Annotated in this window: 23 protein-coding genes; 20 read left to right on the top strand and 3 right to left on the bottom strand. The window is 39.5% G+C overall.

Features of this window, described 5'->3' with window-relative positions; all coding sequences use genetic code 11:
• The first annotated feature begins 35 nt into the window (after positions 1-35).
• The 8 genes from LH29_RS22960 to LH29_RS22990 all read left to right on the top strand — a co-directional run bounded on the left by LH29_RS22960 (position 36) and on the right by LH29_RS22990 (position 5,923).
• The gene (locus LH29_RS22960; RefSeq protein ID WP_045033727.1) at positions 36-2,228 is read left to right on the top strand and encodes a RelA/SpoT family protein; all 2,193 of its coding nucleotides are present in this window, start codon (positions 36-38) and stop codon (positions 2,226-2,228) included.
• A gap of 2 nt (positions 2,229-2,230) precedes the next feature.
• Positions 2,231-2,518: a tetratricopeptide repeat protein gene (locus LH29_RS22965; protein WP_045033729.1), complete on the top strand. Its 288-nt coding sequence runs from the start codon at positions 2,231-2,233 to the stop codon at positions 2,516-2,518.
• 187 nt (positions 2,519-2,705) lie between these two features.
• Positions 2,706-3,503: a tetratricopeptide repeat protein gene (locus LH29_RS22970; RefSeq protein WP_157493809.1), complete on the top strand. Its 798-nt coding sequence runs from the start codon at positions 2,706-2,708 to the stop codon at positions 3,501-3,503.
• A 381-nt stretch (positions 3,504-3,884) separates the two neighbouring features.
• On the top strand, positions 3,885-4,127 hold the full coding sequence (rpmB, locus tag LH29_RS22975; RefSeq protein WP_038561818.1) for a 50S ribosomal protein L28: 243 nt from the start codon (positions 3,885-3,887) through the stop codon (positions 4,125-4,127).
• A gap of 13 nt (positions 4,128-4,140) precedes the next feature.
• Entirely contained in the window at positions 4,141-4,323 is a 183-nt protein-coding gene (rpmG, locus tag LH29_RS22980; protein WP_045033733.1) for a 50S ribosomal protein L33, read from the top strand.
• Positions 4,324-4,330: 7 nt separating this feature from the next.
• Positions 4,331-4,483, top strand: coding sequence for a DUF4295 domain-containing protein (locus LH29_RS24415; protein WP_074780824.1), 153 nt, complete (start codon positions 4,331-4,333; stop codon positions 4,481-4,483).
• Positions 4,484-4,624: 141 nt separating this feature from the next.
• Positions 4,625-5,575, top strand: a complete 951-nt coding sequence (ftsY, locus tag LH29_RS22985) for a signal recognition particle-docking protein FtsY (protein WP_045033771.1) — start codon at positions 4,625-4,627, stop codon at positions 5,573-5,575.
• Between the two features lie 15 nt (positions 5,576-5,590).
• Positions 5,591-5,923, top strand: a complete 333-nt coding sequence (locus tag LH29_RS22990; RefSeq protein ID WP_045033735.1) for a TraR/DksA family transcriptional regulator — start codon at positions 5,591-5,593, stop codon at positions 5,921-5,923.
• Positions 5,924-5,937: 14 nt separating this feature from the next.
• Here the strand turns inward: LH29_RS22990 and LH29_RS24180 are convergent, their stop codons facing one another.
• Positions 5,938-7,998 (bottom strand): ATP-binding protein, encoded by a 2,061-nt coding sequence (locus tag LH29_RS24180; protein ID WP_052671196.1) that lies wholly within the window; start codon positions 7,996-7,998, stop codon positions 5,938-5,940.
• A gap of 97 nt (positions 7,999-8,095) precedes the next feature.
• Between LH29_RS24180 and LH29_RS23000 the strand changes: the two genes are divergently transcribed.
• The 3 genes from LH29_RS23000 to LH29_RS23010 all read left to right on the top strand — a co-directional run bounded on the left by LH29_RS23000 (position 8,096) and on the right by LH29_RS23010 (position 11,216).
• Positions 8,096-8,986 (top strand): fructosamine kinase family protein, encoded by an 891-nt coding sequence (locus LH29_RS23000; RefSeq protein WP_052671197.1) that lies wholly within the window; start codon positions 8,096-8,098, stop codon positions 8,984-8,986.
• A gap of 76 nt (positions 8,987-9,062) precedes the next feature.
• A complete protein-coding gene (locus LH29_RS23005; RefSeq protein ID WP_045033737.1) occupies positions 9,063-9,998 on the top strand; it encodes an SIS domain-containing protein in 936 nt (311 codons plus the stop codon).
• 60 nt (positions 9,999-10,058) lie between these two features.
• Positions 10,059-11,216, top strand: a complete 1,158-nt coding sequence (locus LH29_RS23010; protein ID WP_045033739.1) for a pyridoxal phosphate-dependent aminotransferase — start codon at positions 10,059-10,061, stop codon at positions 11,214-11,216.
• Here the strand turns inward: LH29_RS23010 and LH29_RS23015 are convergent.
• Complete coding sequence (locus tag LH29_RS23015; RefSeq protein WP_045033740.1) at positions 11,206-11,724, bottom strand: nitroreductase family protein; 519 nt, start codon at positions 11,722-11,724, stop codon at positions 11,206-11,208. The genes LH29_RS23010 and LH29_RS23015 overlap by 11 nt on opposite strands.
• A 375-nt stretch (positions 11,725-12,099) precedes the next feature.
• On the opposite strand from LH29_RS23015, the gene LH29_RS23020 reads away from it, so the two are divergent.
• Both LH29_RS23020 and LH29_RS23030 read left to right on the top strand, forming a co-directional pair.
• Positions 12,100-12,570, top strand: a complete 471-nt coding sequence (locus tag LH29_RS23020; RefSeq protein ID WP_045033741.1) for a hypothetical protein — start codon at positions 12,100-12,102, stop codon at positions 12,568-12,570.
• 400 nt (positions 12,571-12,970) lie between these two features.
• Complete coding sequence (locus LH29_RS23030; protein ID WP_045033743.1) at positions 12,971-13,441, top strand: hypothetical protein; 471 nt, start codon at positions 12,971-12,973, stop codon at positions 13,439-13,441.
• Between the two features lie 62 nt (positions 13,442-13,503).
• Here LH29_RS23030 and LH29_RS23035 read toward each other — a convergent pair whose 3' ends face one another.
• Positions 13,504-13,686 (bottom strand): hypothetical protein, encoded by a 183-nt coding sequence (locus LH29_RS23035; protein ID WP_045033744.1) that lies wholly within the window; start codon positions 13,684-13,686, stop codon positions 13,504-13,506.
• 254 nt (positions 13,687-13,940) lie between these two features.
• Between LH29_RS23035 and secA the strand changes: the two genes are divergently transcribed.
• From secA to LH29_RS23070, 7 genes are all read left to right on the top strand, one after another.
• Positions 13,941-17,264, top strand: coding sequence for a preprotein translocase subunit SecA (secA, locus tag LH29_RS23040; RefSeq protein WP_045033746.1), 3,324 nt, complete (start codon positions 13,941-13,943; stop codon positions 17,262-17,264).
• A gap of 9 nt (positions 17,265-17,273) precedes the next feature.
• Complete coding sequence (lgt, locus tag LH29_RS23045) at positions 17,274-18,104, top strand: prolipoprotein diacylglyceryl transferase (protein ID WP_232302878.1); 831 nt, start codon at positions 17,274-17,276, stop codon at positions 18,102-18,104.
• Positions 18,105-18,191: 87 nt separating this feature from the next.
• A complete protein-coding gene (locus LH29_RS23050; protein ID WP_045033750.1) occupies positions 18,192-18,782 on the top strand; it encodes an FKBP-type peptidyl-prolyl cis-trans isomerase in 591 nt (196 codons plus the stop codon).
• Between the two features lie 172 nt (positions 18,783-18,954).
• Positions 18,955-20,028, top strand: a complete 1,074-nt coding sequence (aroC, locus tag LH29_RS23055; protein ID WP_045033752.1) for a chorismate synthase — start codon at positions 18,955-18,957, stop codon at positions 20,026-20,028.
• 1 nt (position 20,029) lies between these two features.
• On the top strand, positions 20,030-20,446 hold the full coding sequence (locus LH29_RS23060) for a DUF134 domain-containing protein (protein ID WP_045033753.1): 417 nt from the start codon (positions 20,030-20,032) through the stop codon (positions 20,444-20,446).
• Positions 20,447-20,762: 316 nt separating this feature from the next.
• On the top strand, positions 20,763-21,314 hold the full coding sequence (locus LH29_RS23065) for a PepSY-associated TM helix domain-containing protein (protein WP_045033754.1): 552 nt from the start codon (positions 20,763-20,765) through the stop codon (positions 21,312-21,314).
• A 30-nt stretch (positions 21,315-21,344) separates the two neighbouring features.
• Complete coding sequence (locus LH29_RS23070) at positions 21,345-21,845, top strand: hypothetical protein (protein ID WP_052671198.1); 501 nt, start codon at positions 21,345-21,347, stop codon at positions 21,843-21,845.
• The last annotated feature ends 25 nt before the right edge of the window (positions 21,846-21,870 follow it).

A 21,870-nucleotide genomic window follows, 5' to 3' on the forward strand; every position in this document is an offset into this window, starting at 1 on the left:
GCTGCGGGAAGTGCAGCCTTTTTTATTTTTACACCATGGAACCCAGAGAACAAATATATACCAGATACGACCACTTAAAGGAGTTTTGCCAGTTAACGTGGGACGATGCATCGTTTCTGAAACTTGAGAATGCTTTTGAGTTCGCCCAAAATGTTCTTGGTGAAACCCGCTTTTCGCACGACGAAGTGATTTTAAGCCATTCGCTTGAAGTGGCCTCTATAATTGCTATGGAAATTGGTCTCGAGCCCGACTCGGTAATTACAGGCCTCTTACACAACGTTATGTACGCCGGGTTAAAGGAAAAAGTAACTCAGGAAGAAATTGGTGAAAAGTTTGGTGCGCATATTAGTTCTATTCTGGAGGGCATGGCAAAGATCAATGCCTTGGGAACCGATACCATTGATCTGCACTCGGAAAACTACCGAAAACTAATGCTGGCACTGGCCGGCGATGTACGTGTAATATTGGTAAAAATTGCCGACCGCCTGCAGGTAATGCGTAACCTTGAAGTATACAGCAGGGACAATCAGCTTAAACTGGCCAACGAAACACAGTATTTATACGCCCCTTTAGCACACCGGCTTGGTTTGTACAATATAAACTCCGAGATGCAGGACATTTGCCTGGAAATTCAAAAGCCGGATGAGTACTATTACGTAGTAAACCGCTTAAAAGAAACCGAACGCGAGCGAGCCAACTTTGTAGCCGAATTTGTAAAACCCATTGAGAAAAAGTTGCAGCAGCGTGGATTGAAGTTTTCGATGAAAGCGCGCACAAAGTCTATTTCGTCGATAAATACTAAAATGCGTAAAAAGAATGTTTCGTTCGACGAGGTGATGGACCTGTTTGCAATTCGTGTGATTCTTGACTCGGAGCCGGAAAATGAAAAGGCCGATTGCTGGACAGCTTATTCGTTTGTTACCGAGGAGTATCAGACCAACCCAAACCGCTTGCGCGATTGGATAACCATTCCAAAATCAAACGGATACGAGTCGCTGCATACAACGGTAATGGGGCCGCATAAAAAATGGGTTGAAATACAAATCAGAACCAAAAGAATGGACGAGGTTGCCGAAAAAGGTTTGGCAGCTCACTGGAAATACAAAGGTGGCAAGGAATCGAATTTTGACTCATGGTTGGCCGGAATTCGCGAAATTCTTGAAAATCCGGGATTAAATGCGGTTGACTTTATCGATCATTTCAATACCGATATATACAGCGACGAGATATTTGTTTTCACGCCAAAAGGCGACCTCAAAAAAATGCCATCGGGTGCTACAGTGCTGGATTTTGCTTACGAAATTCATTCGCGCATTGGCGATACCTGTGTTGGCGGAAAAATAAATGGTAAAAAAGTTACTTTAAAACATAAGCTAAAAAACGGCGATCAAATTGAAATTGACACGTCAAATAACCAGAAACCCAAACTCGACTGGTTGGATTTTGTGGTTACGTCAAAAGCGAGAAACCGGGTTAAGACGAGTTTAAACGAAGATCGTAATCGCCAGGCGAGTGATGGTCGCGAAATGTTGTTGCGCAAGTTTAAAAACTGGAAACTGGATTTAAACGACGATGCAATACGTAAAATTCTAAAACATTTTGGTTTTAAACTGGCAGTTGATTTTTACTATGAAGTAGCCAATGGTAAAATCGATACGCTTGAAGTAAAATCGCTGTTTATTGAAAAAGAAGAGGAAGCAGACACGGCGAAAAAGACAATTGAAGAACTGTTGCCCACCAGCGAAGCGAAAAATCTTACGTATGATGGAGGCGAAGATTTTCTGATCATCGACAACAACCTGAAAAACGTAAACTATAAGCTGGCAAAATGCTGTAATCCGGTTTTTGGCGACCGAATATTTGGGTTTGTTACCATAAATGATGGTATAAAAATTCACCGTGCCACTTGCCCGAATGCGCCTCAAATGAAAGAGCGTTTTCCTTACCGAATTATAAAAACCGTTTGGAAAGACAATACCAGCAACAGTTCATTTTTAACATCATTGCATATATCCGGAACGGATGAAGTTGGCATCATTTCAGAGATTACGCACATTATTGCAAAAGATGTAGGCACACAAATGCGCTCGATAAATATTTCGAGCGATAAAGGCAATTTCGAAGGAATATTGCAGATTTCGGTTTATAATCTCGATCACCTCGAATTTCTTATTCATAAACTTAAAAAGGTAAAAGGTGTTATTTCAGTAAGTAGGGGAGAGAAATAGAAATGGAGAACGCAAAGATTGAAAACAGCCTGAAAGTAATTGAAGATTTGTTAAAAACCGAAAAAGCAGAAGAGGCGAAAAATCGTTTTGAAGAGCTTGAAGAACAAAATACCGTACGATATTTTCTGCTGAAAGGAAAAATTGAACAAAAATATCAGAACTGGGGCAAAGCCATTAATGCTTTTAACCGTGTGTTGGATATTGACCCCGCGAACACTGAGGCGGCAAATAATCTTCACCTGATTAAAAATATATTGAACTTCTGGAATCCGGATCTGCTCAACCCGTAAGTCGTTAAAAAATAATACCATTTATAAATGGTACTGTTTTTGTTTTTGCTGGAATGTGTAAAATGAGTTGGGAATCTTAATTGCTGTATTTTAGGTTTTTAATTCAGAATTACTATTTTTGGGGCTCATCGACGAAATTTAGAGAAAAATTAAACTGAATTATAAAATATCAAAAAGTAGTTGAAAAATGAAAAGAGTAGTATTATTAATGGTGATGGTGTTTATTTCAGTAATGACATTTGCCCAGGACGCCAGTGAATTAATGACGCAGGCAAATGCCGCTGTTGAAAGCAAGGATTTTGAAAAGGCTATTAAATTATTTGAATCTGTATTAGCCGTTCCTGATCATGGACAGAATGTAGAAAATATTAACGCAGTACTTGGTCAGTTGCGCCCGGCTGTTGCAAAAAGTAAAGCATCGGATGCAGTTGATAGCAAAGAGTACGATAAAGCAATTGAGCTTTATAAAGCTGCTATTGCCGATTATCCAAGTGAGGGAATTGAAGAGCAAGCAGGTAAGATTTTCTATAACGAAGGAATTAAAAGCTATAAAAGCGAAGACTTTGTGGCTGCGGCAAATTGTTTTGCGATTTCACAAAACGATTTTAATTACGACAAAGCCGAAAAATATAAAAGTGCTTCGTTGAAAAAAGCAGCTGAAGCTTTGGTTGCTGAAGGAAAATCGTCTGTTGAAGGAGTAGCTGTTAGCGAGGCAAATAAAGCCGAACTGGTTGAAAACATTGCCAAGGTTTATTTCTCTCAAGGCTATGACAAGTACCAGGAGGGAGCTGCAACTATTAAAAGTGCAACCGAAAGTGTTAACTCAGGAAGTATCACAACTTTGGATGATGAATACAAAAATGCAGTAGCAGCAGGTAAGAAAAGCTTTGAACAAGCTATTCCGTTCTTGAAAAAAGCTTTAGAGCTTGATCCTAATAATGCAAATGCTAAAAAAGTATTGGCAGCATGTGAGCAAAGTTTATAAGAGATTTTTTAGATAAAAAGTGAAAGGTTCGGGGTTAATTCCGGACCTTTTGTTTTTATATGGCTTTTTGATTCGAAAACTATTGTTCATTAAGTTTCTACAGGGAATTAACCGGAGTGAATTAATCATAAAATACGCTGTTATTCATCGGTTTTCAGAAAAATTAATATTGCTTCAATATTCTTATCAAGCTGTCGAAAAATAGCATATATTTGCAGGCGATTGAGCAGAAAACTCGTTTTTTCCTGAGTATTAACACTGTATTGTTAATTGTTTTTGCAAAAATTAGGGTAACTGCTTGATTATTTTCTAAAAAAGTATTTTCTTTGCACTCCGTTTTTAGTAATGTGTTTATTTTGAACATCAAGAAATTAAAAAGAAATGTCACGAGTTTGTCAAATAACAGGTAAAAGAGCAATGGTGGGTAACAATGTTTCTCACTCTAAGAGAAGAACTAAAAGAAAGTTCGATGTAAACCTGTTTAAAAAGAAATTTTATATGCCCCACGAAGATCGTTGGGTGCAACTAACAGTATCTGCTGCCGGTATGCGTACCATTAATAAAAAAGGCATTAAATCTGCTTTAGCCGAGGCGCAGGAAAAAGGTTTTATTGATAAATTTTAAAAGATCTTAAGCGATGGCAAAAAAAGGTAACAGAGTGCAGGTGATATTAGAATGCACAGAGCATAAAGATAGTGGTGTGCCAGGTACTTCAAGGTATATTACTACAAAGAACAGAAAGAATACTCCGGATCGTATGGAATTGAAAAAATACAATCCTATTCTTAAGAAAGTAACAGTACATAAAGAAATTAAATAAATAAGACATGGCAAAGAAAGCAGTAGCATCACTACAGAAAGGTGCCGGTAAAGGTTATGCGAAAGTAATCAAAATGATTAAGTCGGAGAAAACCGGAGCATACGCTTTTAAAGAAGAAATGGTGCCAAACGACGACGTTAAAACTTATTTTAAAAAATAAGAAAATATAATGTATAACAGGAAAAGCTTTCATGTAAGATGAAAGCTTTTTTTGTTTATATGAACGATTTGGTATTTTTTGTACCACAAATTTACTGTAACCAAATTTTGTACTATTTTAGGACCTGCAAATTATTTTTATATGGCCATATTCGGAAGTTTTAGCAGAAAAAAGAAAGAGAGTCTTGACGAGGGCTTGTCGAAAACAAAAGAAAGTGTTTTTAAGAAACTGAGTCGTGCGGTTGTTGGAAAATCGAAAGTTGACGACGAAGTTCTGGATAATCTGGAAGAGGTACTTATTACATCAGACGTAGGAGTTGATACAACGCTTAAAATCATTGAACGTATTGAAGAGCGTGTTTCTCGCGATAAATACATGGGTGTTAGCGAACTGAATACCATTCTTAAAGATGAGATATCTGATTTATTAGAGGAAAATAATACCACCGATGTTTCAGATTTTGATCTTCCTAAAAAAGACGGGCCTTATGTAATTATGGTTGTTGGTGTTAACGGTGTTGGAAAAACCACTACCATTGGTAAATTAGCATACAATTTTAAACAAGCCGGAAAATCGGTTGTATTGGGAGCTGCAGATACGTTTAGGGCGGCTGCAATTGAGCAATTGGAGGTTTGGGCCGAAAGGGTAGATGTTTCTATTGTAAAACAAAAAATGGGTTCAGACCCTGCATCGGTAGCTTACGATACTTTGGCATCGGCAAAAGCCAGCAACGCCGATGTGGTAATTATTGATACTGCCGGCCGACTGCACAATAAAGTTGGTTTAATGAACGAGCTGAGTAAGATTAAAAAAGTTATGCAGAAGATTGTTCCCGACGCTCCGGATGAAGTTTTACTTGTTTTGGACGGATCTACCGGGCAAAACGCATTCGAGCAGGCAAAACAGTTTACAAAAGCCACCGAAGTAACGGCACTGGCGTTAACCAAGCTCGACGGAACTGCTAAAGGCGGTGTGGTGATTGGCATTTCCGATCAGTTTAAAATTCCTGTAAAATACATTGGTATTGGTGAGAAAATGGAGCATCTGCAAATTTTCCGTCGTCGCGAGTTTGTCGATTCGCTGTTTTCGTAATACGCTATTGTTGTTATGGCCGAACTGAATAAGGTTGAAATAAAAGTTCAAATCACTTCCGAAATTGAAAAAACGGAAAAACTTATTCAGGAATATACCGAGCTTACGAAACCAATTGAGCCGGAGAATGCAATTGGCCGAATATCCAGAATGGATGCCATAAACAACAAGAGTGTTACCGAAGCCACTTTGCGTAAGGCAAAAGAAAAGCTGGAGAAATTAAAATTTGCATTAACGAAAGTTAATGACGATGATTTTGGCCGCTGTATAAAATGTAAAAAGCCAATTCCATTGGGGCGCATTCTTATTATGCCGCAAGCACGCACCTGCGTAAATTGTTCTCAATAATTCTGCTATTCAAATCAGGCCGGTTGTTTAAGATTCGACAAAATCTTTTTTAGCTGATTTTTATTAATAGGCTTAACAATAAAATTATTACATCCTGCGGCAATTGCCTCTTTTTTGTAGTTATCCTGGGCATAAGCCGTTTGCGCAATAATGTACACATCTTTGTTAAATGCTCTTATTCGCTTGGTGGCTTCAAAACCATTTATCTTAGGCAGTTTTATATCCATTAGAACAACATCGGTATCCGGATTTTTCCATACAAGTTCAATAACATCGGCCCCGTTTTTAACACGTTTTATATTGCCAGGCACATCGGAAAGGATATGACACAAAAAGTTGTAGGATATTTCATCATCCTCGGCTATAATAATATTTAGTTCGCCATTCCTGTTGTAATCAATGTGCTCAGCAGGTGTTTCTGTTTCCACCGATTCCGCAGGCGTACTAACCGCTTTTAAATTTGGTAAAACAAAGGTAAACGAGGTGCCTTTTCCGGGTGTTGACGAAACGCTGATCTCGCCATTCAACAATTTTATATAGCCGCGTGTAATTGAAAGCCCCAGCCCCGATCCTTCGTATCCGCTGGAGTGCGAATGGTTGGCCTGAACAAAATAATCGAAGATGGCTTTTTGCTTTTCGGGAGGAATTCCAATTCCGGTATCGTATACCGTAACCTTTAATTCTGTATCGCTAAGCGAGTAATGAATTTTTACATATCCTTTTTTGGTGAATTTAATGGCATTTTTAATGAGGTTGGTTAAAATGGAAGTTAGCTTGTATTTATCGCTGTAAAAGTTCTGCGATGTTACTGCAGTCTCGGGTTCAATAATCAAATCAATTCCTTTTTCATTTGCTTCCACCTTGAAAAAGTCATTTAGTTCAGATATGATTTTTACAATGTCTATCTTTTTTATCTGTACCTCTTCGTTTTCCGATTCGATTTTTGAAATATCAATGATGTTGTTAATGGTATTCAGCATTCTGTCGCCACTTTGCTGAATAATGTTTATAAATTGAAGTTCTTCTTCTTTTGAATAGACCTGTGTTTTTAAAAGTTCAGCAAACCCCAGTATCCCATTCATCGGGGTTCGTATTTCGTGGCTCATATTGGCTAAAAAAGCCGACTTCATTTTGTCGCTCTCCTCTGCCTTGTTTTTCTGACGCGACAGTTCTTTCATTATTTCGGAGTTCAGGTCGAGTTGATGCTGAAGATCTTGTGTTTTACTCCGAACCCTTTCCTGAAGTATTCGATTGATTACAACTAGCAGTAAAATTACAATGCCAACAATCGTACTAATTAAAATAATGTAGCGCCAATAGTCGCGTAAACCATTCGATTCTTTGTCGTACTCGGCAAGCCATTTGTCGTAAATGCGCTGGTATTCGCCGTTTGAAAGTAAAACCTCGGTTGCATTATTTATAATTGCTGCCAGTTCAACAGATTTTGGAGAAAGCATAAAACCCATATTTCGCTCCAATATGCGGTGGTTGGTGCTTTTTATGTATTCTTTTTGCAGCTCTGCTACATGGTACATTCCTCCAATTCGTTGAGCAATTGCGCAGGTTACATGCTCGTCTTCCAATAACTCAATCAATTGGTCGTAGTCGGTTGCATAAACAAATTTTGCCGCCGGATTAATACTTAATACGTAGCGTACAAGCACATCATTTTTCCACAAAGCAACAACAGGTTCTTTTACGGTACGTAATAGTTCGGGTGTTATATTTTTCTGATAATTGCTGTTGTAAAAAAAGCAGTGTGAGGTATTGATGACCGAACGTGTATAAAGGTGCTGGTTGTCGGGGTAACCGGGATAGTGAGCTCCGGCAATACCGTCAATCTGGCCTTCTTCCAGCATTTCATTAATTGTTTGCCAGTCTGCTCCCGAAATTTCAATCTGGTTGTTATAAAGCTTGTTTATGGCTTTTGCCAGATCTATATTAAAACCTACAAGATTACCATTTTTATCAGTGTAGTTAAACGGAGGGTAATCATTACTGGCTTTAATTTTATATTGAGCATTTAGGTAATAGCAATTAGTAAGTACTATTACGCAAATTAAAAGAATTCGCATACCGGGTTCTTTTGAAACAAATCTAAATAGTTTTTTTGAAATTAAAATCCTGTTAAATTTAAGGATATTCTTGAATTAAGAAAATTAAGGAAACAAAATGAATATAAACAGTCAGGATTATATTTTACAAGAAGTTGAAGAAAGATTGTCGGAAGTATTTGGTGAAACAGTAAAAATTCTGTCTGCTAGTACTTTATCCGGAGGATGTATAAATCATGCTTCGAAAATTGATACGAATTGTGGTCGTTTTTTTCTGAAATGGAATTCGGATTGCGAAAGCGATATTTTTACCCGGGAAGCAGAGAGTTTAAATGAGCTAAGCAAAGCATCGGACGGGACAGTTTGTGTTCCCAAAGTGCTGTATGCAAAAGAACTCGACGAAACGCCCGCCTTTCTGGTAGTGGAATACCTGGAGCCTGGAGGTCCCGATCAGTCGGAACGCCTGGGAAGAGGGTTGGCACGTATTCATAAATTCAGGCAGGATAAATTTGGATTCTATTCCGATAACTATTGCGGGGCAACCACTCAGAATAATAACTGGGGAGACAGCTGGGTGTCGTTTTACCGCATCAGGAGATTATCGTTTTTAATCACCATGATTCGGGAAAGCAGAGGGCTTGACAGTTCTTATTTGCGCCTGTTCGAAAAGTTGCTCGATCGCCTGGAATTGTTAATCCCGAATGAAGAAAAGGCTTCGTTGATTCATGGCGATTTGTGGTCGGGTAATTACATGTTAACAGCAAATGGTCCGGCGTTGATCGATCCGGCAGCCAGCTATTCGCACCGCGAAATGGAATTTGGAATCGTTACCATGTTTGGTGGTTTCTCTTCGCGTTTTTTTGATGCCTACAACGAAGAATTTCTGCTAGATTCAGGATGGCGTGAAAGAAATCAACTGTATCAGTTGTATCATGTGCTCAATCATTATTATCTATTTGGAGGTGGATATTTGCAACAGGCGATAGCTATAGCCAAACGATATTTATAAATTTCTTTCCGGCAATTACTTGTATTTGTACGTTTTGTTTTTGTAACTTATAGTTATAATCCAAAAGGCTACAGCAATGAAAGATGAAGTTTTTGAGATACCGTACAGGGCAGAGCTGTGTTACATGAAGAACAAGGGGTTGATATTGCCGGAGGAGGTGCCTTATATTGGTATGGGGGCTTCGCATATTGCAACAAAGGCTTTTCGTTTTATGGGAATAGACTTTTTTCCGGAGAAAGCAGCAGAGTATTTTAATTACCTTTTAAAGTATAAAGAGCCTGATAAAGGTGTTCTGATTTCGCAATCGGGACAAAGTTCCGAAACAATTTGGTGTGCCGATTATTTTAAGTCGTTTACTGCAATTGTGAACGACGAGAACAGTCCCTTGGTAAATCATCCAAACTGCACGAAAAAGGTACTGTTGTATTCCGGAGTAGAAGATCATATTGCAACAAAAACATATATTAATACATTGCTGGTATTGTACCTGGGGTTTGGTTTTGATCCGGTTGAAGCGGTTAATGCCCTAAAAAAACATCAGACAGAATTTGAAACACTGGGTACCGAAATTGGCTCGAGAATATATTTAAAAACTCAACGGAAAAAACGCTGTTGTTTGTATATTCTTGGTAACGGACCAAATGTTGCTACCGCTAATATTGCGGCACTGGTACTCGGTCAGGTTACGCGAATGCCGGTTTTAAGCATGTCGGTTTCGCAATACGAACACGGATTTATTGAAACAGCGAAAGACTCGCTGGTAATTGCTGTAAACCACGAGGGACGCGAACATAACCGCACCAAAAGGCTGCTAAAAAAAGTAAATGTTGCAGGAGCAGAAACTTACGAATTGTCGAATAAATATGTGGAAAGCATTTTTAGTCCTGTAACTTTACCTATTCCATTCTTTTTTGCTGCTGAATATTTGTCACAGAAATTAAAGGTAAAAACACTCTTCCAGGTGGGCGATAAAGTGGTAAGTAAAGTTACCATCGATAAAAATTATGAGTAAAGCCATTGTTGGCACTTTGCTTATTGATTAAATTAGCCCCAAAACCAAATTCCGATTTTAATGATCGCACAAAAGGCTAAGGAAATTACCCCGTTTATTGTAATGGAGGTGCTTGAAAAAGCTGCCGAAATGGAGCAGCGGGGAATTAATGTAATCCACCTGGAAGTAGGAGAACCCGATTTTAATGTTCCGAAATGTGTGTCGGTAGCCGAACAAAAGGCCTTTGATGAAGGCCGGACGCATTATACGCACAGTCTTGGCGACCCTGAGCTGCGAAAACAAATTGCCGAAAAGTACAAAGAGGAATACAATGTTACCGTTTCGCCCGGGCAGATTATTGTAACATCGGGAAGTTCGCCTGCCATTTTGCTAACACTTGGTGTTTTGTGCGATGCCGGCGATGAAGTGATCATTTCCGACCCGGGGTACGCCTGTTACGAGAATTTTATCCGGTTTATTGGCGCAAAAGCAATTAAAGTACCGGTTTACGAGGAAGATGGTTTTCAGTATCGGTACGAGGAAATAAAAAAGCGCATTACCAACAGAACCCGTGCAATAATGATAAACAGCCCCATGAATCCTACCGGAAACCTTTTGTCGGTTGAGTTGATGAAAGATTTGGTAACATTTGATATTCCAATTATTTCCGATGAAATCTACCACGGTTTGGTTTACGAAGATCGCGCCCATTCCATTTTGGAAGTAACAGACAAAGCTTTTGTGTTAAACGGATTTTCGAAACGTTATGCAATGACGGGGTTGCGTTTGGGGTATGTAATTGCCCCACAAGAATATGTACGGTGTATGCAGAAAATGCAGCAGAACTTATTTATCTGTGCCGGTTCAACCACACAGCGTGCCGGCATTGAAGCTTTAAAAAATGCAGGTGCCGAGGTGGAAGAAATGCGCTTAACCTACGATAAAAGGCGCCGGTATATAATTGAACGATTAACCGGCCTGGGTTTCGATATAAAAGTGAAGCCCACAGGAGCTTTTTATGTAATGGTAAATGCCAAACATCTTTCAAACGACAGTTACAAATTGGCTTTTGATATCTTGGAAAAAGCGCATGTTGGTGTTACTCCCGGAATCGATTTTGGCGAGAATGGAGAAGGTTTCCTGCGTTTTTCGTATGCCAACTCTATTGAGAATATCGAAGAAGGCGTGAATCGTTTGCAGAACTACCTGGTTAAATATCACAATTTACCTAGGGATTAAAGCGATCGAAATGAACGATCTCGTCAATCGGTTTGCGCTTTTTATCAGGCCTTTTGTTGTTCGGATAGCCCACAGGAATCATGGCAACAGGCTCAATGTTGCCCGGAAGCTCCAATACACCGGAACAAGCCTTTACATCAAAATTACACACCCAGCAGGTTCCTAAGCCCAATTCTGTAGCTTTTAATGTAATGTGGTCGATGGCAATTGCCAGGTCGATGTCGGCTGAATCTTTGCCATCCGAAGCCCGTTTCCACGATTGTGAATGATCGGCGCAAGCCACAACGATTACCGGGGCTGAGCGAAACCAGCTGCGGTCGTAACAATTATATAGTCGAGTCAGGATTTCTTTGTTTTGCACAACAATAAAATGCCAGGGCTGAAAATTAACCGCCGACGGAGCCAGCCTGCCGGCTTCCAGAATTTCTAATAGTAATTCCTTTTCTACTTTGGCAGCTTTATAATCTCTAACTGAATAACGGTTTTTTATAATATCTGACAAATTCATAGGCCATTAATTGTTTGTTATTAACTGTTTGCCAATTTACGGATTTTATTATTTCTACCGTTTGGCGGGTGTTTCGAAGGGATTTTTGTTAAAATATGTGCTTTTAGTTCGTAAAGATAAACTTTTTCAATTTTTAAAAGTGTAAGCAAAAATATGGTTTTCTGTCAATTATTTATTCGTTTTTCAAATTTTGAAGATCAGAGTGTAAGGGAAATTTGATTTGCGCTTAAAGTCTTTTATTTTCAACGTTTTAATCGTTTTTGATATGTGTTTTAGAGCATTAGTTTTTCTTGTTGCAGCATTAAAAAATATACGTCATTTGCACGAAAATTAAACAATAACAAAGTTTAGAGTTGAACCTGAAATTTTAATGTCATGAGAAAAGTAAATTTTATAATCGCAATTGTTACATTTATTACAATGGCCACTTCTGTTGCCAATGCCACCGGAATACGTACCGAATTTAATGAATTTGAATTTACCCTTGTTGATGATTTGTATATGGGGAAAAAGGTTGATGCAATTTGGACCTTGAGCTATGACAAATCAGAAAAACCTGTTACCGTTGTTAAAAGAAACACAATTGAAGGAACTGAGTACGTGATAAGCGCAGAATTCTTTTCTGTTCGTTACGTAGCTTCTGCATCGGGTTTTGGAGCAAAACAGGTTCGGAAATCATGGTGTAATGTAGATAGCAAAATTAACCATGCGGTTATCAATCAGGCCGAATTGAAAAAACAGGAGATTATTTCGCCAAACAAGGTGGATGATAAAATGGCTTTAGGATTGATTGCAAGCTACCTGCCCGACCTGTTAAATGATGGATATACGCACTTACTCAATTAATCGCAATAATAGAATAAAAGCAATTTTAATTCGAAGCCATCCGTCAATTGACGGATGGCTTTTTTAGTTTTTGTTGTTTTAGTGGAAATAAAACTAAAAAAAGCACAAAATTTTCGTCGATAAATTCTGTCGTTGGCCGACAGAAAAAAATTGCCGTTAGAATAGGGGTAATCACTAATCTTAAAAAGAGATTTAAAAATAAAACACAAGGACGTCTTTATATTTTAAATTGAAAGTTAAAATGGATAATAAATGTCAAATCGTAAAAAGCAACCTTTTTCTGCAAACGGAATCTGTTTTACAGCAAGGCTTTTGGGTGTCACCAAAATGTAATTCGTGCGTCTCTTCAATACAAATAATTACGAAAACAATTACAGTCAGAAAACAAAAATTTAGAGTCATGAAAAAAGTAAATTTATTATCCGTATTGGTTTTAGCATTCTTGTTCGTATCAGTTAGTGCATCAGCAACTGGAGTACGTACTCAGTTTAAATCGTTCGAAATTGAAGAAGTCGATAATCTTTACATGGGAAAATCGGTAAAAGCACTTTGGACAGTAAGTTACAGCTCAGAAGAAGAGCCTGTTACAGTTGTAAAACGTAAAACGCTTGAAGGTGTTGAGTATGTAGTACATTCAAAACATTTTCAGGTGAGCTACGCTGCAACCAGCGAAGGATTTGGTGCTAAAGAAACCCGTAAAGCCTGGAGCGATGTGCCAAAAAGAATTTCAAGAGCTGTTATTAGCCAGGAAGAAATGGAGCGCCAACGTATTATCACTCCTAATAAAGTTGATGATGAAACTGCGCTGGGTTTAATTGCAAGTTATTTGCCCGACCTGATTAATGATGGTTACACTCACCTTTTGAATTAGACATCAAATTTTATTTCATAGAAAGCAATTTTAAAGGAACCGCGAGCGATCGCGGTTTTTTTTTATATGCAGCCGCAAACAAAACCGTCGGCCAAACTGTCGAACGCCTCTTTTTCGGCCTTTTTCTCCGCATCAGTTGATTTGCATTCCACACAAACCGGCAAATTAACGGTAGTATTCAATTCCGAATTCTCAGAACTAACCGGTTGCTTACAAACAAAACAGGTATTTTTTAAATCTCCCATCCGAAATATTTGCGTCAAAAGTATTAAAATTGGTCGATTACCAGATGATCGCTTTTTTAAAAGTTGAATAAAGTTATGCGCATATGGCAGTTGTATTGGCAGATAATGGTGCAGAAAACTGTTAATGTGTCTGATAACAGACAGCCAAACTATTTGGCATAATTATTAGTAATAAGTAAAACGATTGTTTTTTTAGCCTGTACAATTAATTACATTTGCACAGGTTTTATATAATTTAAATATAAGTTGCACAGATGGCATTTGTAAATAAGATCCTGGGAAAATTGCTGGGAAACAAATCGGAGCGGGATATTAAAGAAATAACTCCTATCATCAATAAAATAAAAGAGGAATACGAAAGAATCTCCAAATTATCGCATGATGATCTTAGGGCTGAATCGGCGAAATTAAAACAAATTATTGCCGACCGAATTAAACCCGAAGAGGACGAAATAGCTGCTTTAAAAGTAGAAGTTGAAGAAGTTGAAATTCAGGAAAGCGAAAAGATATACGAACGTATTGACAAGCTGGAAGAAAAAATAGATGAGAAAATAGAAGAAGTTCTCAACGAAATTCTACCCACTGCTTTTGCTGTAATTAAAGATACGGCACGACGTTTTTCCGAAAATGAAACCATTGAAGTTTCAGCCAGCGATTTCGACCGCGATCTTTCGGCAACCCGCGACAGCATTAAAATTTCCGGAGAAAAAGCCATTTGGGAGAACAGTTGGTTGGCCGGAGGAAACAGGGTAACCTGGAACATGGTTCATTACGATGTGCAGCTGATTGGTGGTGTGGTACTTCACAGGGGTAACATTGCCGAGATGGCAACCGGTGAAGGAAAAACACTGGTGGCAACATTGCCGGTGTTTTTGAATGCACTTACCGGAAAAGGGGTGCACATTGTAACGGTTAACGATTACCTGTCGAAACGTGATGCCGAGTGGATGGGGCCGATGTACGAGTTCCACGGATTATCGGTTGATTGTATCGATAAACACCAGCCAAACTCTGAAGCCCGAAGAAAAGCATATAACTCGGATATTACATTCGGAACCAACAACGAATTTGGTTTCGATTATCTGCGCGATAACATGGCTATCAATCCTGAAGATTTGGTGCAGCGCAAACATCACTATGCCATTGTCGACGAGGTTGACTCGGTGTTGGTTGATGATGCTCGTACACCACTAATTATTTCAGGGCCGGTGCCAAAAGGCGATAATCAGCAGTTTGAAGAACTGAAAGTTTATGTAGAAAAATTATACCGGGCGCAGCGCGAATTGGTCAATAAAATTTTTATCGATGCCAAACGTCTGCTTACAAAACCCGATGCAACTTCCGACGAGAAAAAAGAGGGTGGTTTGCTTTTGTTGCGTGCCCATAAAGGGATGCCTAAAAACAAATCCATCATTAAGTTTTTGAGCGAGGAAGGCATGAAAGCTGTTATGCAAAAAACAGAAAACCTGTATATGCAGGAGAACAGCAAAAACATGCATATCGTTACCGATCCATTGTTTTTTATTATCGAAGAGAAGCAAAATTCAGTAGAGCTTACCGATAAAGGTATCGATTTGATCTCGGCTGGTTTTGAAGACGCTGAATTCTTCGTTCTGCCTGATATGGGCGGAAAAATGGCCGAACTGGAAAACAGCGAGAAAGCGCCGGAAGAAATTCAGGTTGAAAAAGATAAGTTAATGCAGGATTACGCTATAAAATCAGAGCGTGTTCATACCATCAACCAGTTGTTAAAAGCATATGCCATGTTTGAAAAAGATGTGGAATATGTGGTGATGGACAATAAGGTGAAAATTGTTGACGAGCAGACCGGTCGTATTATGGAAGGTCGTCGTTATTCCGATGGTTTACACCAGGCAATTGAAGCGAAAGAGCAGGTAAAAGTGGAAGCCGCAACGCAAACTTTTGCGACTATTACGCTTCAGAACTATTTCAGGATGTACCACAAACTGGCCGGTATGACCGGTACTGCAGAAACGGAAGCAGGCGAATTCTGGGACATCTACGAACTGGAAGTTGTGGTAATTCCTACCAACCGTCCGATTGTTCGCGATGATAGGGAAGATTTGGTTTTCAAAACCAAGCGTGAAAAATACAATGCAGTTGGCGACGAAATTGTTGAACTGAACAAAAAAGGTCGTCCGGTATTGGTGGGTACAACATCGGTTGAAATATCGGAGTTGCTCAGCCGAATGCTGAAAATAAAAGGTATTAAGCACAACGTTTTGAACGCGAAGCTACATGCACGTGAAGCTGATATTGTTGCCGAAGCTGGTCAGCCGGGAGCGGTAACAATTGCAACCAACATGGCGGGTCGTGGTACCGATATTAAGTTGTCAGAAGAGGTGAAAAAAGCCGGAGGTTTGGCAATTATTGGTACCGAACGTCACGATTCCCGACGCGTTGACAGACAGTTGCGAGGACGTGCAGGGCGCCAGGGAGATCCGGGTTCTTCGCAGTTCTATGTGTCCCTGGAAGATGATTTGATGCGTTTGTTCGGCTCCGATCGTATTTCCGGGGTAATGGACAGGCTTGGTTTGGAAGACGGAGAGGTTATTCAACACTCCATGATCTCTAAATCGATTGAACGGGCGCAGAAAAAGGTTGAGGAGAACAACTTCGGTATTCGTAAGCGTTTGCTGGAATACGATGATGTGATGAATTCGCAACGTGAAGTGATCTACAAAAAACGTCGTCACGCATTATACGGCGAACGTTTGGAAGTTGATGTGCTGAACATGATGTACGACTCGGTTGAAGAGTTGGTAAATGAGTACCACGGTTCCGATATGTTTGAAGATTTCAACCTGGAACTGATGCGTTTACTTTCATTAGAGACGCCTGTTAATCAGGAAGAATTCAAAACTTTGAATGTAGCGGAGGTAACCCAGCGCATTTACGAAAAAATGATCAGCAATTACAACCGTAAAGTTGAAACGATTGCACAACAGGCTTACCCCGTAATTAAAAATGTATACGAAACCAAAAAAGAGGTTTACAAAAATATTGTTGTTCCGATTACCGATGGAAAACGTGTATTCCAGATTATTTGTAACCTTGAAAAGGCCTACAATAATAAAGGTAAGGAATTGGTAAAATCGTACCAGAAACAAATAGTTTTGAACACGATTGATGAAGCGTGGAAAGAACAACTTCGTGAGATGGACGACTTAAAACAATCGGTGCAAAATGCCACATACGAGCAAAAAGACCCATTGTTAATTTACAAGTTCGAGTCGTTTAACCTGTTTAAGATTATGGTTGCCAAAGTAAATAAGGATGTTGTTTCAACCTTAATGAAAGGCCAGATTCCTATTCAGAGCGCGGAACAGGTACGTGAAGCAGAAGTACGACGCAGAACGGATATGAGTCGCTACAAAACACAAAAATCGGAACTTCCAACGGCCGAAAATGCTATGGAAGGAGCCAATACAAATACGGCGGAAAAGGCGAAACCTCAACCTGTTAAAGTTGAGAAACGTGTTGGACGTAACGATCCTTGTCCTTGCGGAAGCGGCAAAAAATACAAACAATGCCACGGAAGAGGTGGTGACTTATAATCAAACTATATGATGAGTATGATCAGTTTACAGAACTTCATTCACTGGAATGTCGATCCTGAAATTTTTAGCCTGGGGCCACTGTCAATACGTTGGTATGGTTTATTGTTTGCCTCAGGTTTTTTAATTGGCTATTACATTGGCGAAAAGATGCTAAAGTCGGAAAATGTAAACCAGAAATGGATCGACAGTCTGTTCTTTTACATTATTATAGCAACTGTTGTTGGTGCACGTCTCGGCCACGTTTTCTTTTACGGATGGGATTATTACTCACAAAATCCGGGCGAAATTATTAAGGTTTGGCACGGTGGGCTGGCCAGCCACGGTGGTGCGCTTGGTATTTTAATTGCTATGTACCTGCATTCAAGATGGGTAACCAAACGTACCATGCTCTGGACATTGGACCGCATTGTGGTTCCAACAGCATTGGTAGCAGCTTTTATTCGCACCGGAAACCTTATGAACTCAGAGATCTATGGAATTCAAACTTCATTGCCATGGGGCGTAATTTTCGAAAGAAACGGCGAAACCGTTGCCAAACATCCTACCCAGGTATATGAAGCCTTGGCTTACCTCATTTCGTTTGGTGTGCTAATGTATTTATATTGGAAAACTAGTGCCAAAAACCGTCCGGGCTTATTGCTGGGCGCATTTTTCGTTCTCATTTTCTTAGCTCGTTTCTTTATCGAGTTTATAAAAGAAGATCAGGAAGCATTTGAAGCAGGTATGGCATTGAACATGGGGCAGTGGTTAAGTGTTCCTTTTGTACTTGTTGGAGCACTATTGATATACAGAGCAATAATTAAACCGGAGGTGGTTTTTAAGAATAGTAAAAATTAATGTTAAAACTGAATAGAGGAGCTGCAAGTATTTTGTTAGAGAATTGAAAATAACTTATTTTGCAGATCATCAAGAGAATTAAAGAATATGTTAGAGATTGGAAAATATAAAATGGTGAAGTTGACGTACGACCTTCGTATCGACAACGAGCAGGGAGAACTGGTTGAGCAGGCAACAACTGAACAACCTTTGGAGTTCCTTTACGGAGCAGGTATGATGCTACCAAAGTTCGAATCTGAATTGATCGGTTTAAAACAAGACGATCCTTTCACAATTAAAATTGAAAGCACGGAAGCATATGGTGCAGTAAACAACGAAGCAATTGTTGAGCTGCCAAAAAACGTGTTTTTGGTGAATGGTGAATTCGACGCAGAACTGATTAAAGTTGGTAATACTGTACCAATGATGAGCAGTAACGGCCAGCGTTTAAACGGATTGGTTTTAGACGTTAACGACGAAACTGTAAAAATGGACTTTAACCACCCATTGGCGGGCGAAGATTTGTTTTTTGCAGGCAAGGTTGTTGATGTTCGCGAAGCATCAGACGAAGAAGTTGCACAGATCCTTTCAGGAGGTGGTGGCTGTGGCTGTGGTAGCGGTGGTGGATGTTCTACCGAAAGCTGTGGCGACGGTTCATGTGGAACTGAAAGCAGTGGTGGCTGTGGCTGCGGCTGCTAATAAATTTTGATAATAAGTTCAATTTAATTATTTTAACCCTGTTTTCATTTGATATTGGAAACGGGGTTTCTCACTTTATAGAGCTGATGGTGTGAAAATCAACCACTTTATTAGTAGTTGCGAATAACACAAGATCTAATTGTTACAAAAAGTAACAAACAATATTTTACAGATGAACACTTTTGGAAAGATATTTCGCTTAACCTCATTTGGCGAATCTCATGGACGAGGAATTGGTGGTATAATCGATGGTTGTCCGGCTGGGGTTGAGCTCGATATAGATTTAATTCAGAAAGACCTGGCCCGAAGAAAGCCAGGACAGTCGAAAATTACAACACAACGTAAAGAGCCGGATCAGGTGGAATTTCTTTCAGGTGTATTTGAAGGAAAAACTCAGGGCACGCCAATTGCATTTGCTATTTGGAACAAAGACCAACACTCGAACGATTACAACGATCTTAAAGATGTATTCCGTCCGTCGCATGCCGATTTTACTTACACTAAAAAGTACGGTACGCGCGATCATCGCGGAGGTGGCAGATCATCGGCACGCGAAACCATTGCACGTGTTGTAGCCGGTGCAATTGCCAAACAAATCCTGGCTAAAGCCGGTGTTTCCATTCAGGCTTATGTGTCGCAGGTAGGAGAAATTAAACTGCAGAAAAGCTACAAAGAACTTGATCTTTCGGCTACCGAGAATAACATTGTACGGTGCCCCGATCAGGAAGTAGCAGATCAAATGATCGCACGAATTGAAAAAGCCGGACACGAGCACGATACTGTTGGTGGTGTAATTACCGGAGTTGCGACAGGAGTACCTGCAGGATGGGGAGAACCCGTTTTTAATAAACTTCATGCCGACATGGGTTTTGCAATGCTTGGAATTAACGCTGTAAAGGGATTTGAGTATGGTTCAGGATTTGAAGGAACAAGACTTAGTGGCTCGGAACATAACGACATTTTTATAAAAACCGACGAAGGTGTTCGTACAAAAACGAATAACTCAGGTGGTATACAGGGAGGTATCTCCAATGGCGAAGACATTTATTTCAATGTTGCATTTAAGCCAATCGCCACCTTGTTAAAAGAACAACAAACACTCGACAAGGATGAAAAAAGCATAAAAATTAATCCGAAAGGAAGGCACGATCCCTGTGTGCTTCCACGTGCTGTTCCCATCGTTGAGGCAATGGCTGCATTAGTTTTAGTTGACCACTTTTTACTAAATAAACTTAACACGATTTAATATGCCAAGAAGAAAAAGAAACAGAAGGATCCAGGTACCTCCGGTAATTAAAGGTATGTCGGTTTATGGTGTTCGCGGACGTAAAACCAATGAAGTTATTTTACACCTCGAAGAATACGAGGCAATCCGTTTACTGGATTACCAAAACCTTACACAGGAGGAAGCAGCCGTTTTTATGGATGTTTCGCGCCCGACATTAACCCGTATTTACGAAGAAGCCCGAAATAAAGTGGCGACTGCATTCGTTGAGGGTAGAGACCTTATTTTCAGAGGTGGTGATGTTTATTTTGATAAAAACTGGTTCAGATGTAACAGTTGTAAAGCAAGTTTTAGCGATTACTCTGAAAATAATGAAAAATGCCCGGTCTGTAACTCCGAAGACTTGGTATCGTTAAACGACTATTATATGGATAAATAAAAGCTTTCAGGTAGAAAGTTTTTTAAAAAAGACATGAAAAACCTCCGGCTCAATAGCCGGAGGTACCCAATTAAGTTGTGATAAAACCAGAGCCCTAGTACACTAGGATGAATGCAATATACAACTATATGCTTTTCATGTCAATACTTGATTTCTCTTATAAAGACAAAATTACCTGAATTAATCTCTCGAATCGTAAACATGATGCGGTTTATATTGATTATCAATATTTTCCAATAATGTTGATATTTAACATTTTTTGTTAAACTGCTAATCAACTCATTTATCATATATTTACTCCCAAAACAATTTATCCATGAAATTTCGGAAACTTCTACGCATTTTACATCGCGACTTTGGATACTTCATTGTTGTAATAACAATCGTATACGTCGTATCGGGAATCTATCTGAATCATCGGCACGATTTTAATCCAGATTATAAAATAATAATCACGGATTTCTCGCACGATTTGCAGCCTCAACAATCCTATACCGATGATGAAATTGAAGAAATTGTGAAATCTGTTCAGCCCGGTGTGGTGTATAAAAAGCATTACATTGATAGCGATGGCGATATAAAGGTATTTATTGCCAACGGAGAAGTGATTATCATTCCTGGCTCGGGTGAAGGAAGAATGCGTTACCTGCAGCGTCGTCCGTTGGTGTTCAGCATGAATAAACTTCACCGGGCAACTCTGGGAACGGCCTGGAAATGGGTAAGCGATACAATGGCGGTTATTCTCTTGTTTGTGGCTGTTTCAGGCCTGTTTATCTTAAAAGGAAAAAGAGGTTTGCGACGTTGGGGCTGGTGGTTAACTGTTGCCGGTTTTATTGTTCCTTTAATCTTTGTAATTTTATATCTTTAAGCACATAAAAAATCCAAAACATCAAAAAAAATGAAAAAAATTGCATTAGTTAGTTTGTTCGCGGTAATTCTATTTGCCTGTGGCCAGCAAACAAAAAAACAGGAGGCTAAAATTGAAGCTGAGAAGTCAGCAGTTGTTTTAAGTGTTGACGAACTTCTCGAAAAAGCACCTGAACTAGCCGATAACGAAGTGGTTGTAAAAGGAACGGTATTTCACGTTTGCCAGCAAGGTGGCGAGCGCTGCTTTTTAATGGGAAGTACGGAAGATATCTCAATTAGGGTAGAAGCTGGCGAAAAACTCGGAGCTTTTACACAGGAGCAAATGGGAAGCGAACTGGAGATTACAGGTATTCTGAAAGAAGTTTTAACCGAAGCAGATGCTCACAATCCCGGTAAGGAACATGGTGAAGAAGAAGGCGAAGTTGAAGACGCCGAAACAGCCGCAGCGCATGAAGTTCTTGCTGAAAATCAGGCAGCAGCAGAGCGCGTGTTTTTTATTGAAGGACTGAAAGTAAAAGAAATGACAGAGTAGTCAATTGATACTATCAATACAAAAA

It is taken from the genome of Draconibacterium sediminis (genome assembly GCF_000949475.1).
GTDB lineage: Bacteria > Bacteroidota > Bacteroidia > Bacteroidales > Prolixibacteraceae > Draconibacterium > Draconibacterium sediminis.